Origin of the sequence: Peribacillus sp. FSL P2-0133 (genome assembly GCF_037975445.1) — a bacterium.
Classification (GTDB): Bacteria; Bacillota; Bacilli; order Bacillales; family DSM-1321; genus Peribacillus; species Peribacillus simplex_E.
Genome location: NZ_CP150254.1, coordinates 3,188,942 through 3,203,217, shown reverse-complemented (window position 1 = coordinate 3,203,217; position 14,276 = coordinate 3,188,942). Strand labels below are relative to the sequence as shown.

The window sequence follows — 14,276 nt, the reverse complement described above, 5'->3', positions numbered from 1 at the left end:
TTGATTGTAAAGCTTTCCTTATTATAATAGAATATTCCTTATATATCTAAGCCATTTTGGTAATAGAGAATTGAAACCACACGACAGGAATGAATGAATTGAAAACCATTACAATTACTGATGTCGCCAATCACGCGAAAGTATCAAAAAGCACAGTTTCCCAATACCTGAACAAACGTTACGAATATATGAGTGAAAAAACCAGGAAAAAGATTGAAGAAACTATAGAAGAGTTAAACTATCAGCCTAATATATTAGCACGCAGTTTAAAACAAAAATCCACTTTTACCGTTGGGGTGGTGGTTGCCAATATTCTTCACACGTTTTCAACTCAGGTTATTAGAGCTATAGAAAACTACTTTTATGAACAAGGGTTCCATATTATCGTATGCAATGCAGATGACAATCCTGAGAAGGAAAAGAATTATATTGAAATGCTAAGAGCTAAACAAGTTGATGGGATCATCATATTCCCCACAGGGGACAATCTTGATTTATATCAACGTATGAAGAGTGATCATTTCCCGATTGTTTTCATGGATAGGACGATCGAAGAATTGGATATTGCAACAGTCATGCTCGATAATCACCTTGCTTCCAAGTTAGCGATCGACAGGTTTATTGAAAAGGGTTATGAAACCATTGCAATCATAACCACCTCAATAATACGCGATATTAGCCCTCGTATCGAACGGATCCAAGGGTACAAGGATTCACTTGCGACACATGGGATACCATTTAATTCTGAATATATTAAAACAGTGAACGCAGATGAAATTCCGGTTGCACTTTCAGAATTTTTCGAATTGGAAAAGCCGCCTCAAGCCATTTTGGCAGGAAATGATATCGTACTTAATGAAGTGTTGCGTTATATGAAACAGCACGAAATCAATATACCTGATGACATAGCGGTCATAGGGATCGATGATGTGCCCTATGCCAGTTTCTATACACCGACCATCACAACGGTTAATCAGCCAGCCATTGAAATGGCCAACTTGGCAGCAGAGTTATTGCTTAGTCAAATCAATAAAACAGGAATAGAGGATACAAGCGTGCATCGCTTGAAACCGACTTTGCTTTCAAGGAATTCTTGCTAGAACCCGATGTAAGAATTCCTGTGAAAAAGAAAGCGCTTTTTCACGGGAATTCTAAACCGATTTAGTTATAGGTCATATAGGCTTTACTCTTGGTTATTAAATGGAAACGTTTCCAAAAATGCTGCTGCATTTATTGAAACGTATAGGGGGGTATTTTATGTTTTCAAATGGTAGAGGAATGCTTATCGTTTTCTTGTTCTTGGCAGGTGTAATAAATTATCTGGACCGATCTGCACTGTCCATTGCAGCTCCGTTCATCCAAGATGATTTATCCTTAACAGCAACACAGATGGGGATTATTTTTAGTAGCTTTTCAGTTGGTTATGCCATATTTAATTTCCTTGGAGGAATGGCGTCAGATAAATGGGGTGCAAAGCTTACGCTTTTCGTGGCGATGATCGTTTGGTCTTTATTCAGTGGTGCACTTGTACTTGCTGTCGGTTTTGCCAGTATGATAGTCATCCGCATCTTGTTTGGAATGGGCGAAGGACCTCTTTCTGCAACCATCAATAAGATGGTGAATAACTGGTTCCCAGCGAATCAACGGGCATCTGTCGTTGGTTTGACGAATAGTGGGACGCCGCTTGGTGGCGCCATAGCAGGTCCGATTGTTGGATTTATTGCCATCTCATATGGATGGAGAGTTTCTTTCATTGCCATAATGGTGATTGGCCTTATATGGGCGATTTGCTGGTGGAAGTTCGTTAAAGAAAAACCAGCAGAGTCAAAAGAACAGAAACATACTGGTAAATCTTATGTAGCCGCAACATCGGAAGGAAAGTTGAAATTCACGTTTTATTTAAAACAAAAAACTGTTTTATTTACAGCTCTAGCCTTTTTTTCTTACAACTATATTCTCTTCTTTTTCTTAACTTGGTTCCCAAGCTATTTGGTGGATGCACGCGGCCTAAGTGTAGAAAATATGAGCATCATTACTGTGATTCCATGGATTTTTGGATTCATCGGACTTGCTTTGGGTGGATTCGTTTCGGATTTCTTCTCTAAAAAATTCGCTCAAAAAGGTGTTTTATTCTCACGTAAGCTCGTGCTTGTAACATGTTTATTCTTATCGGCGGTATGTATCGGCTTTGCCGGACTGGTATCCACAACGGTCAGTGCGGTAACGCTTGTCGCACTTTCCGTCTTCTTCCTATATTTGACTGGTGCCATTTACTGGGCAATCGTCAACGATGTTGTCGACCCTGGTAATGTTGGATCTGTTGGAGGTTTTATGCATTTCTTGGCAAATACAGCAGGTATCATCGGACCGACGTTAACAGGATATATTGTCGATACCTCAGGCACATACACAGTTGCATTCTTGCTTGCAGGAGGATTGGCCATCGTTGCATCGCTTGCAGTCATCCGTTTTGTAAGACCGATAGTAAAGCCTGCGTAATAGATTATTAGAATGGAAGTGTCTCCCAAAGGAAATATCAAGGGAAGACACTTCCATTTTTCATGAATTAATATTTTTCATGTTTACTAGGCATGCTTAGCGCATCCGATTTTCTTTTCGAAATGTTGCAGGTGTTTTTTTATTGTATTTTTTAAAGGTGCGAAAAAATTGGGGCATGCTTTCAAAACCACACATCTCAGCAATATGGGCAATGGTGTGATTCGTTTCCAGCAAAAGTTCCTTTGCCTTGATGATTCTTTTCGTATTTAAATATACTATTAAGCCAATTCCGGTCGTGTCCTTAAAAACTCTGCTGAAATGAGCGGGACTGACCAAAGCTTTTTGTGCAAGTGTCGTCAAAGTCAATGCTTCATCGATATGTTCATTAATATAAATTAAAATATCTTTGATCCATTCTGAACTATAGCTATTGCACTCTGGTATATCTTCTTTGCCATTTATCCGGGTACGGTATAAATCAAGTATGATTTGATGAACGGTCAGCAAACAAGCATGCCTTGAGCCCATTGATTGGCTAGTGGTTTCTTGCAGGATAAGTTGTAGCTGTTCCTCCATCTTTACTTGTTTATTTTTCGGCAATGATATTTTATAATTCTTACTCTTTTTTGTCAGGTCAAACAAATGTAAATATGAAAAAGAATCATCAACCATATCTTTATATATCAATGTGGGACTGAAAAAGATAATGGTGGAGGTAACAGGGTCGTCCTTATTGGGTAAAGCCCTATGAATTGTATTATTAGGGATCAGGAATACATCCCCTTGCTGCATATCATAAAACACATCACCGATAAAAAAGGTCCCCTTACCGTTATAAACATAAACAATTTCATAATAGTCATGCATATGATCGGACAATTCATTCTGGGGACTTTTCGTATCCTGATAGACAAAAGAAAATGGGAAGAGTAAATCATGATTTAATGCATTATGAATTTTTTTCATTTCGTTCATCTCCTGAAAGTATAATACAACAAGAATGAGTATATTTATAGCAAAATATGCAATTTATATTTCAAAAATTGATGTTAAAATTAGAATAGATTTAAAAATTAAAAAAGTTCAAGCGAAAAATGAAAGGGCTTTCGGAATGGATTGACGTTTGGTTTTGAACGTCTTCACTCATGATAAGGAGGGGACAAAATGAATAAATTTGTTCAATTGCATTCAAATGATGATGTTGTTATTTCCTTGGAGGGGATTCATAAAGGACAGAGCCTCCAGATTCAAACGGAAGACAGGGGAATGATCCATATAAAAGCAAGTGATGACATTCCTAAAGGGCATAAAATGTTAGTGAAACCGATAAAACGAGGGGAGGACGTAATCAAATTTGGCTACTCGATCGGAAAAGCTAAAGAAGATATCTCGATTGGCGATTGGGTTCACACCCATAATCTAGCATCCGGTTTGCATGGTATATTGGATTATTCCTATCAACCTAGCAGTCAAAATACAATAGAGTCAAGTCAAGATCATACCTTCCAAGGATATATCCGTGAAAATGGGGAAGTGGGTATCCGAAATGAAATCTGGATCATCAACACGGTTGGTTGCATCAATAAAACATGTGAAATTCTCGCTAAAATGGGAAATGAGCAGTTTAAAGATCGACAAATCGATGGGATTCAACACTTTTCCCACCCATACGGCTGTTCTCAATTGGGTGATGATTTGACACATACACAGAAACTTTTAGCTGCCTTGGCTCAACATCCAAATGCGGCAGGGGTTTTAGTTGTAGGGTTAGGATGTGAGAACAATCAAATCGAAGCATTTAAAGAGGTCATAGGCGAATTTCCTCCAAATCGCATTAAATTTTTAAAAGCCCAGGAGGTTCAAGATGAATTGGAGAGCGGCTTACGTTTAATGGGAGAATTAGTGGAATATGCCGAAGGATTCGTACGCAAGCCCGTACCGGTTTCAAAGCTGAAAATAGGCTTGAAATGCGGGGGTTCCGATGGTTTTTCAGGCATTACAGCTAATCCATTGGTTGGTGCGGTTTCCGACCTTATTGTAGAAAATGGCGGGACCACGATATTGACAGAGGTTCCTGAGATGTTTGGAGCGGAAACGATATTGATGAACAGGGCAAGAGATGAAGAAACCTTTAATAAAATCGTTGGCCTTATTAATGATTTCAAACAGTATTTCATTCGCCATGATCAGGAAATTTATGAAAACCCTTCACCTGGAAACAAGGAAGGCGGCATAAGTACGCTGGAGGAAAAATCTCTTGGGTGCACGCAAAAAGGCGGCCATGCCACTGTAGTGGATGTTAGCCCATATGGTGAAAGGGTAGTGAAGCATGGTTTGAATTTAATCAATTCTCCTGGAAATGACCTGATTTCGGTGACGGCTTTGGCAGCAGCAGGTGCACATATCGTTCTGTTCACTACGGGAAGGGGAACACCATTTGGCGGACCGGTGCCAACCGTGAAAATAGCAACGAATTCAGATTTAGCCGATCGTAAAAAACACTGGATTGATTATAATGCAGGGCAACTGATTGAAGGTCAAAAGATCGAGGAATTAAAGGACGATTTATTCCAATACATTCTTGAACTTTCATCAGGTAAAAAGAAAACGAATAATGAAAAATTCGGTTATCGGGAGATAAGCATCTTTAAAGAAGGCGTCATTCTCTAACAGGTGTAAATATCTATTAAGATACTAAAAAGGAGTGTTATTCAGTGAAAAGTATTGTTTGTGAACAACCTTTTGAATTTAAGATGATCGAGACGGAAAAACCGGTTCCAAATTCAGGCGAAGCTTTGGTTCGTGTGCGGCGAATAGGAATTTGCGGTACGGATATACATGCCTATGGTGGTAATCAACCCTTTTTTAGCTACCCTCGAATACTTGGACATGAATTATCCGGTTATATTGAATCCATATCGGAGAATGAATCAGGGCTGAATGTCGGAGATCAAGTATCGATCATCCCCTATATGGAATGTGGAAAATGCCTGGCTTGCAGAAGTGGAAAAACGAACTGCTGTACGGATATGAAAGTTTTGGGTGTACATGCTGAAGGCGGCATGAGTGAGTGGATGACGGTTCCTTATAATCATTTGGTGAGAACAGAGGGTCTTACACTTGACCAATCCGCAATGATAGAGCCTTTAAGTATAGGGGCTCACGCAGTTAGGCGCGCTGCTATTCAAAAAGGGGAATTTGCACTGGTAATTGGTGCTGGTCCAATTGGCTTGGGAGTCATGGCATTCGCTAAAGAACAGGGTGCGAAGGTGATCGCAATGGATGTAAATGATGAGCGCCTTGCGTTTGCTGGCAAATGGGCAAATGTCGATTATACGTTGAACGTTTTGGAGAATCCAATGGAGGAATTAGCCCAATTGACAAATGGAGATATGCCAAGCGTGGTATTTGATGCAACAGGCAATGCTAAGTCAATGATGGATTCATTTAAATATCCTGCTCACGGCGGAAGGTTGATTTATGTTGGGTTAGTTAAAGCGGATATTTCCTTTAATGATCCTGAATTCCACAGTAAAGAGCTTACATTAATGGGAAGCCGTAATGCAACAAGGGATGACTTTGATTATGTCGTGAATACGCTGAAGAATGACAAGCTGGATATGGGACAGTATATTACACACCGCACACATTTGGATGAAATGATCAATCAGTTTGAAGGGTGGTTAACTCCTGAAGCTAAAGTGATCAAGGCTATCGTCGAAATTTAAGCATTATGTATGCTGTCATAAGGGCAACCTCTTAAATCGCACTCCGAATTGGATATTTCAATAAGAAAGGTGTTCTTTGATCATGAACATAAATAAATGTCAGCTAAAGAGTCTGAGTAAAGCTACAAAAACTGTCCAATATTCACATATGATGGATTTTCCCATAAAAGTATTGCAGATTGGGGAGGGGAATTTTCTTCGAGGCTTCTTTGATTGGATGATTCATGAATGTAATAAACAAGGTCATTTCATGGGAAGTATTGCAGTTACCCAGCCTCGCCGCGCCGGAAAAGGGAAAATAGAGGAAGTGAAGCGGCAAGATGGCCTGTATACATTAATGTTACGTGGTTTTCACCAAGGGGAGAAAATGGAACATACAGAGATCATTTCCGTTTTTTCGAAGGTAATTGATCCATATGAAGATTGGGTGGAATTTTTAGCGTTATCAGAAAATCCTGAATTGGAATTTGTAGTTTCCAACACGACTGAAGCAGGACTCAAATACCAGCCGATTCCTTTGGAAGAAGGAAAGCCAATTGAATCTTTTCCAGGAAAACTGACTGCTTTTTTGTATCATCGTTATCTGCATTTCAACGGAGATGCGAAAAAAGGACTGATCATGCTGCCTTGCGAGCTTTTAGAGAGAAATGGTGATTCATTGAAGCAATGCGTTCTTAAGCATAGCAGGGATTGGGATTTACCAAAGCCATTCATGAAGTGGGTGGACCGGGACAACCTATTCCTAAACTCGCTTGTAGACCGTATCGTTACAGGATTCCCAGCCAGTGAGTCGGAAAAACTATTTACGGAATGGGGATATAAGGATACTCTGCTAAATACGGCAGAACCCTACCATTTATGGGCTATTGAAGGTGACCCTTGTATTGGTCAGCGTCTTCCTTTACAACAAGCAGGCTTAAATGTGCGTTGGGTAAAAGATTTAACACCTTATCAAATGAGGAAGGTACGGATTCTTAATGGTTCTCATACCTTGATGGCTCCTTTAGGCATTTTATCTGGAATGGAAGAAGTAAAACAGGCAATCGATAATCCTGAATTCAACCAATTTCTGAGCAATGCCATCGAAAAGGAAATAATTCCTTCATTACCTTTTGATCAAAATGAGATGATGTTATATGGGGAAAGTGTTCTTGAGCGATTTAAGAATCCTTTTGTACATCACCTACTGTCCGATATTTCGCTGAATAGCATTTCGAAGTTCAAGGTCCGTCTCCTGCCTACCTTAGTGGAATATCATAAGGCGCAAGACAGGCTGCCTGAATGTATCGTACGAGGTTTTTCAGGCCTGATCCGATTTTATAAGGTTCACGAAGTGAAGGGGAGTTATATTGGTAAAAGCTTTGCGGGTAAAGTCTATGTCGTTAAAGATGATATAAAGACAATTGAATTTTTCAAGGAACAATGGCTTCGTTATGATAAGGGGGAAATCCCGCTTAGACAATTGATAGAGGCCACCTTAAGTAATCAATATCTATGGGGGAAGGATTTGAGCGATATCCCGAACCTAGGAAACGAAATATGCCAATATCTAGAAGGAATGATTGACTGAAATAAATCCGTTGAAAGGATATGGGCAAGTTAAGTTCATGAATTTCCTGCCTATCTCTCATTTTTTTCTTTATTTTATTTGTATTTTTGGTATACTGAATTAGTAATATTTTTTCTTGCTAGTTTACTAAGGGAAAGATATTAAAAGAGTTACATATTCTTTATTCCCGTGAAGGGGAGTAGCGTCAGGGATAACCTGAAATAAAGTCGTCATTACGTGGGAATCCCACCGGCTTTATTGGCCTAATTCATTTAGTGCTTAGCGAGACCTTTGCCATTTATGGCAGAGGTCTCTTTATTTTTGTATAAAGGAGGAAATAGTGTTGGATTTTTTAACAGGTGAATTCATTTCAGGACTTTTAGCGATCATTATGATAGATTTGGTTCTAGCCGGTGATAATGCCATCCTTATTGGATTGGCTGCAAGAAAGCTTCCAAAAGAACAGCAAAAAAAGGTGATAATATGGGGAGCGGTCGGCGCAATTGTGATAAGGATCATTGCAACGCTGCTGGTTGTATGGCTCTTAGAGGTGCCTGGACTGCATTTAATAGGGGGATTACTTCTTGTATGGATTGCTTATAAGCTCCTTATTGATGAAGAAGAACATGATGTGAAGCCTGCAGACTCGATGTGGGCTGCTATAAAAACCATCATTATTGCAGATGCTTTGATGGGATTGGATAACGTCCTAGCGGTGGCAGGTGCATCTCATGGTAACTTCGCTTTAGTGGTAATCGGTTTGCTTGTATCTATCCCAGTAGTGATGTATGGAAGCACATTAATCCTGAAACTGATAGAACGCTTCCCATTCATCATAATAATTGGTGCGGGAATACTAGGCTGGACAGCCGCTAAAATGATCGTAGCTGAACCCTTCATGCTCGACTACTTTGCAAATCCCTTCATTAAATACGGATTTGAAGCGATAGTGGTGATTGGAATCCTGGTTGCCGGGACTTCAAGACAGAAAAATATTGAAAAAGAAAAAGCAAACAGAGAAAAAATGCAAATCGAACGTAATGGATAATGGACACAGAGAGACCTTTCGAAAATGAAAGGTCTCTTCTTTTTGTCTAAGCCCTATAAGTTAGAAAACAAGAAAAAGGTGTACCAAAGTCCACACTTTGGTACACCTTTTGCAAATATTCAGGAAACGATAACATGGATTACAATCACGATATCTTAGCCGAATGATCTTATGGAGCGTTCACTCTTTTATTTAGTTTAAGTTAATCCATACACTTTTGACTTCCGTATAATTTTCCAAAGCATAACTGCCCATTTCCCGACCAATTCCACTTTGTTTATAACCGCCAAATGGAGAAGCTGCATCAAAGGCGTTATAGCAGTTTACCCAAACAGTACCTGCTTTTATTTCATTGGCCACATAATGGGCTTTTTTTACATCTTGTGTCCATAAACCTGCAGCCAATCCATATTCTGAGTTATTTGCACGGTTTATAACATCATCCAAATCATCAAAAGGCATTGCAGCTACAACAGGACCGAAGATTTCTTCTTTAGCGATCGTCATTTCATCTTCAACGCCTGCAAATATTGTAGGTGTTACAAAATAGCCCTCTCCTTGTCCATATTTGCCCCCTGTAACCACTTCAGCTCCTTCAGACTTTCCTTTTTCGATATAACTGCCCACTCGTTCCAATTGTTCACTGGAAACCAATGGCCCTATCTGTGTAGATGGATCAAGACCGGCCCCTTGTTTAATGTTTTTTGCATGAGACACTAAGTCGGCTACCACGTTGTCATAGGATTTCTTTTGAATGTACAGGCGGGAACCGGCACAGCAAACTTGTCCTTGATTAAACATGATGCCCATTAAAGCACCAGGAATGGCTTTACTCATATCTGCATCCGGTAGAATGATATTAGGTGATTTCCCGCCTAACTCCAACGAGATTTTTTTCACAGTTCCCGAAGCTTGGCGCATGATCATTTTCCCTACTGAGGTTGAACCGGTAAAGGCAATTTTATCGACATCTGGATGGTCTACAAGCGGTGACCCTGCTGTTTCCCCAAATCCAGGGATGACATTGAGAACGCCAGGAGGAAAACCGGCTTCAAGCGCCAATTGACCTAAATATAATGCTGAAAGCGGCGTTTGCTCTGCTGGTTTTAAAACGATTGTACATCCGGTTGCAAGGGCTGCGCCTAATTTCCATGCAGCCATAAGAAGAGGGAAATTCCATGGGATGATTTGTCCTACCACTCCAACTGCTTCATGACGGGTATAATTGAAGTAATTCCCAGCAACAGGTATTGTTTGTCCTACTATCTTAGTTGTCCACCCAGCATAATAACGGAAGTGATCGATTGCAAGTGGGACATCGGCATTAGTGGTTTCGCCAATTGGCTTGCCATTATCCAAGGTATCCAATTGTGCTAACGCCTCTTTATGTTCCTCCATGAGGTCCGCTAATTTATAAATGAGGCGGCTGCGTTCCGATGCACTCATTTTTTTCCAAGGACCGTTGTCGAATGCCTTACGGGCTGCTTTGACTGCTTTATCTACATCTTCCGGACCTGCTTCACTCACGACCGCTAAAACCGTGCCGTTTGAAGGATCGAGAGTCTCAAAGGTTTTTCCTGAAGCAGCTTCCACCAATTCCCCATTAATCAAAAGCTTTTTAGTGCCCTTCAAGAATTCTTGCACTCGTGGATTAAGTTTAATAGTTTGTTCCATGTATAATACCCCTTTTCATTTGGATTATAAGTTCGATATCTGTTCGGACAATGGCGTTCCTCTAAGTAAAGGATCAGGCATGATCTTATGTTTTTGATACAATTTTCTTTGGCTGCCTTGCAGCAAGTCAGAATATTTTTAAAAACTGGATTACTTGATTCTTTCCCCCCTTATCAAAAGAAATCAATTTCTCGACATGTAATTATGCAAGACGTATGCCATAACAAAAAACCGATGAAACCAGTTAAAAGATGGTAGATCGATATCGGAAGGTGCCATACTGTTCCATATTGGAACAGGCAGGTGTTCCAATATGGAACAAAAAAGTGTAGCAGTTCGCATAAGGCCGTTTTCATTTTGGTTAATATCTGAATTTTCTGTTATAATTAAACTGAATGAACGAACCCTGAATGCTCTGAAACTTTGAATTACATAGAGTTTCATTTATGAAATTGGATAAAAAACAGTAGCCGATTTACTCGATTATACATACGGGAGGATTATTCAATGTCTGTTAATATAAGCGCGGATAAAGGAACCATACCGGTATTTATTCAAGAATCATGGCAGCGGTGCATTTCGAAGGGACTTCAGCCAAGCATGATGGATAAGGAAGATATGCTTGGTGCATTTGAGTTGGCCGAATACCACGATCGATATGCAGAACTCCTGTACCATTCTTCCCCCATTTTAGAAGAAGTTTATCGCTCGATTAATGGTTTGGAGTCCATTTTATTACTTGCTGCTCCTGAAGGATATATTATCGAAACAGTTGGGGATCCAGCTTTCATTCGCCATGCAGATAATGTTTCTTTAAGGAAAGGGGCCAATTGGCTAGAGGAATCAAAAGGAACAAATGCAATAGGAACAGCCATTGTAGAGAAAAATCCTGTATTGATTCATGGCAGTCAACACTTTCATCAGGATAACCATTTCCTCACTTGTGCTGCATCGCCCATTTATCACCCTGATGGGCATCTGCTTGGTGTTTTGAACTTAAGCAGTCATCAACAGAATTATCATCCTTTTTCCATTAGCTTAGTTCAAAGGGTGGCTGATAGCATCAAACAAGCACTCTTATTGTCCCATACACAAAAAAGGGAGAAAAACCTTTATTTTATATATGATTCATACCCTGATCCGTTAATTACCCTTGATAAAGAGGGGAAAGTTACAGATCTCAATTTAGCGGCGTCACATGTTATCGGCACATTGAAAAAACCGGTATCGAATATAATATCAGGAACAGATCCACTTGTTTTGGAACAGAGGGTTTCAATTAAAGACCAGGAATTTTTAGTGCAAACCCTTGGGAAAAATATGGAAAATCAATCATCCGTGATCGTTCGGTTAAAAAAACAAAAATTGATTGATGGTTTAACAACCAATCGTTATCAATTTACTGATATACTAAGTAACGATCCGCAAATGGATCAAACCATATCCATTGCTAAAAGAGCTGCATCGCTTGATATCAGCCTGCTAATCACTGGAGAAAGCGGAACGGGAAAAGAACTGTTCGCTCAATCCATTCATGGGGTTAGCTTAAGAAGTGATAAGCCATTCATCGCCATCAATTGCAGCGCAATTCCCGAAAATTTATTGGAAAGTGAGTTATTTGGGTATGAAAAGGGTGCCTTTACTGGCGCAAAAAGCGGCGGGCATAAGGGGAAGTTCGAAGCTGCAGATGGCGGAACCCTTTTTTTGGATGAAATCGGGGACATGCCGCTCCAAGCTCAAGCGACTCTGCTCCGAGTGCTTCAGGAACGATGTGTGACACGTGTCGGCGGACATGCTTCCATTCCAATCGATGTAAGGGTCATTGCCGCCACCAACAAAGACTTACAAAAAGAAATTGAAGCAGGAGAATTCCGTGCAGATCTATTTTTTCGCCTTTGTGGATTATCATTAAAACTTCCAAATCTGAGGAGTCGCAAAGATTTATTGCTGTTAGCAGAATACATTTTAGTGGATTTACCTTATAAGAGCGAACATACCGAACTAACTGATGAAGCTAAAACATTCATTTTGGAATATTCATGGCCAGGAAATTTCCGTGAATTGCAAAACGTACTGGGACAGGCTGCTTTCCTAGCTGATAATGGCCCGATTACAAGGGACTTGCTTGTGGCACTTTGTCCTGTATCTTCCATTACACATGAGGAAGGGGCAAATGCCGTTCAAGAACCAAGAAACTTTCAAGAACAAGAAACTCAACTTATCAGAAATACATTGGAACGAACAAATGGAAATATCAGTAACGCCGCGAAACAACTCGATATCGGCCGAAATACGCTTTATAGAAAAATGAAAAAATATGGAATCAAACTTCAAAAGTAAGAGTTTCTTAGTATAATAAAAACATGAATGATGAGTTTCAATATTATGAAAATCTCAGATTCCCGACCTGATTTGGTCGGTTCTTTGGTATCGCAAGTAAACATATGCGGACCAGCATACCTTGTCTCCTTATAAGCTACATTTCACCTTAAAAACAATAAATAATGAAGTGCAGGAAATCAAAATCTCATATAGAATGATGTTATTGATATAGTATCTAAAATTCCGTAAGGGGATGTGTGGTCAATAGTATGGAGTTGTCATCTGAACATAAGAAGTATAAAAATGTATTGATTCAATATTTGGAAGAAAATGAATCTGTGTTTTTAAATGAATGGAACGAGACTATTAAGATCAATGAAATAGACCCCTACAAAGGTAAGATTAAAGAAAATGGTTATGGGATGTACTCACTGGTCATCCAAACGTTCAAGGAGGTATTGTCTGAAGATGTGCTGATAAAATTGGCTTACCAGGTTGCAAAAGAGCGACTTGAAGCAAATATCAACATTGGGGATTTTCTATATAATATCAATTTGGGAAGAAATATCATAATCAGAAATCTTTTTGGGGCAGATATCCCGATTAATTATATGCAGAAATTCATTAATGATATCAACTTGCACTTTGATACGTTCAGCTACCATGCAGTAACGAGATATACGAATCTTACAAATGAAGTGATTGAGGAGAAAAAGTCTTATATTAGTGAAAACCACAAAGATAAATTAGCGGTACTGGGTCAGATATCATCAAGCTTTGTACATGAGTTCCGAAACCCTCTTACAGCTATCATGGGGTTCAATAAATTACTGAAAAGGGAGAACCCGGGCTTGAAATATTTAGATATCATTGATTATGAATTAAATCAGTTAAATTTCAGGATAACCCAATTCCTCCATACCTCTAAATCAGATTTTAATGAGGAACAAAGAGAGGAAATTTCCGTGTTGAAGTTAATTGAAGAAATTCAAGAACTGACTTATGCAAATATTGTGGATGCCAGTGTTAATGTGGAAATAGATATTTTTCCAAACTTCGTCATGACAGCGAGCAAGGATGGGTTAAAACAAGTGTTCTTGAATCTTTTTATTAATTCCATTGATGCCTTAAAGGATAAGGAACATCCAAGAATTTTGAGGATAAACTCTTTAATTGAGGCGAATGAAAGAATAATTAGAATTTCAAATAATGGACCGGCCATTGCCAGTGAATTGATCGAATCTATTTTTGAGCCCTTTGTTACAACGAAAGAGTTAGGAACGGGAATTGGATTATACGTATGTAAAAAGATCATTGAAAGTAATGCTGGATATATGAATTGTGTCTCCAATGAAAATTTAACCACATTCAGTATCCATTTTCCCACAGTTCAGAACGAATTTATAAGGGTTTAATACATATCATATAGTGACATTACATAAAGCATTATATACTT

At 39.3% G+C, this 14,276-nt stretch carries 10 protein-coding genes; 8 read left to right on the top strand and 2 right to left on the bottom strand.

Annotated features, from left to right (window positions below):
* Positions 1-98: 98 nt before the first annotated feature.
* Complete coding sequence (locus MKY17_RS15240) at positions 99-1,100, top strand: substrate-binding domain-containing protein (RefSeq protein ID WP_098369489.1); 1,002 nt, start codon at positions 99-101, stop codon at positions 1,098-1,100.
* A 157-nt stretch (positions 1,101-1,257) separates the two neighbouring features.
* The gene (locus MKY17_RS15235) at positions 1,258-2,499 is read left to right on the top strand and encodes an MFS transporter (protein WP_098369490.1); all 1,242 of its coding nucleotides are present in this window, start codon (positions 1,258-1,260) and stop codon (positions 2,497-2,499) included.
* A 96-nt stretch (positions 2,500-2,595) separates the two neighbouring features.
* Here the strand turns inward: MKY17_RS15235 and MKY17_RS15230 are convergent, their stop codons facing one another.
* On the bottom strand, positions 2,596-3,465 hold the full coding sequence (locus MKY17_RS15230) for an AraC family transcriptional regulator (RefSeq protein WP_179890964.1): 870 nt from the start codon (positions 3,463-3,465) through the stop codon (positions 2,596-2,598).
* Between the two features lie 198 nt (positions 3,466-3,663).
* Here MKY17_RS15230 and MKY17_RS15225 point away from each other — a divergent pair, with 198 nt between their 5' ends.
* The 4 genes from MKY17_RS15225 (at position 3,664) to MKY17_RS15210 (ending at position 8,824) form a co-directional block, all read left to right on the top strand.
* On the top strand, positions 3,664-5,169 hold the full coding sequence (locus tag MKY17_RS15225) for an altronate dehydratase family protein (RefSeq protein WP_098369492.1): 1,506 nt from the start codon (positions 3,664-3,666) through the stop codon (positions 5,167-5,169).
* 44 nt (positions 5,170-5,213) lie between these two features.
* Positions 5,214-6,227, top strand: coding sequence for a zinc-binding alcohol dehydrogenase family protein (locus MKY17_RS15220; RefSeq protein ID WP_098369493.1), 1,014 nt, complete (start codon positions 5,214-5,216; stop codon positions 6,225-6,227).
* An 82-nt stretch (positions 6,228-6,309) separates the two neighbouring features.
* Positions 6,310-7,797 (top strand): tagaturonate reductase, encoded by a 1,488-nt coding sequence (locus tag MKY17_RS15215; RefSeq protein ID WP_098369494.1) that lies wholly within the window; start codon positions 6,310-6,312, stop codon positions 7,795-7,797.
* Between the two features lie 322 nt (positions 7,798-8,119).
* Positions 8,120-8,824: a TerC family protein gene (locus MKY17_RS15210; protein ID WP_098369495.1), complete on the top strand. Its 705-nt coding sequence runs from the start codon at positions 8,120-8,122 to the stop codon at positions 8,822-8,824.
* 192 nt (positions 8,825-9,016) lie between these two features.
* Here the strand turns inward: MKY17_RS15210 and MKY17_RS15205 are convergent, their stop codons facing one another.
* Positions 9,017-10,498: an aldehyde dehydrogenase family protein gene (locus MKY17_RS15205; protein ID WP_098369496.1), complete on the bottom strand. Its 1,482-nt coding sequence runs from the start codon at positions 10,496-10,498 to the stop codon at positions 9,017-9,019.
* Between the two features lie 507 nt (positions 10,499-11,005).
* On the opposite strand from MKY17_RS15205, the gene MKY17_RS15200 reads away from it, so the two are divergent.
* Positions 11,006-12,838, top strand: a complete 1,833-nt coding sequence (locus MKY17_RS15200) for a sigma-54-dependent Fis family transcriptional regulator (protein WP_098369497.1) — start codon at positions 11,006-11,008, stop codon at positions 12,836-12,838.
* Positions 12,839-13,089: 251 nt separating this feature from the next.
* Positions 13,090-14,235: a histidine kinase N-terminal domain-containing protein gene (locus MKY17_RS15195; protein WP_098369498.1), complete on the top strand. Its 1,146-nt coding sequence runs from the start codon at positions 13,090-13,092 to the stop codon at positions 14,233-14,235.
* The last annotated feature ends 41 nt before the right edge of the window (positions 14,236-14,276 follow it).

Excerpts from the sequence above, each read along its gene's own strand:
- MKY17_RS15235 (WP_098369490.1), top strand. The coding sequence starts at position 1,258 with ATGTTTTCAAATGGTAGAGGAATGCTTATCGTTTTCTTGTTCTTGGCA.
- MKY17_RS15230 (WP_179890964.1), bottom strand. The coding sequence starts at position 3,465 with ATGAAAAAAATTCATAATGCATTAAATCATGATTTACTCTTCCCATTT.
- MKY17_RS15225 (WP_098369492.1), top strand. The coding sequence starts at position 3,664 with ATGAATAAATTTGTTCAATTGCATTCAAATGATGATGTTGTTATTTCC.
- MKY17_RS15215 (WP_098369494.1), top strand. The coding sequence starts at position 6,310 with ATGAACATAAATAAATGTCAGCTAAAGAGTCTGAGTAAAGCTACAAAA.
- MKY17_RS15205 (WP_098369496.1), bottom strand. The coding sequence starts at position 10,498 with ATGGAACAAACTATTAAACTTAATCCACGAGTGCAAGAATTCTTGAAG.
- MKY17_RS15200 (WP_098369497.1), top strand. The coding sequence starts at position 11,006 with ATGTCTGTTAATATAAGCGCGGATAAAGGAACCATACCGGTATTTATT.
- MKY17_RS15195 (WP_098369498.1), top strand. The coding sequence starts at position 13,090 with ATGGAGTTGTCATCTGAACATAAGAAGTATAAAAATGTATTGATTCAA.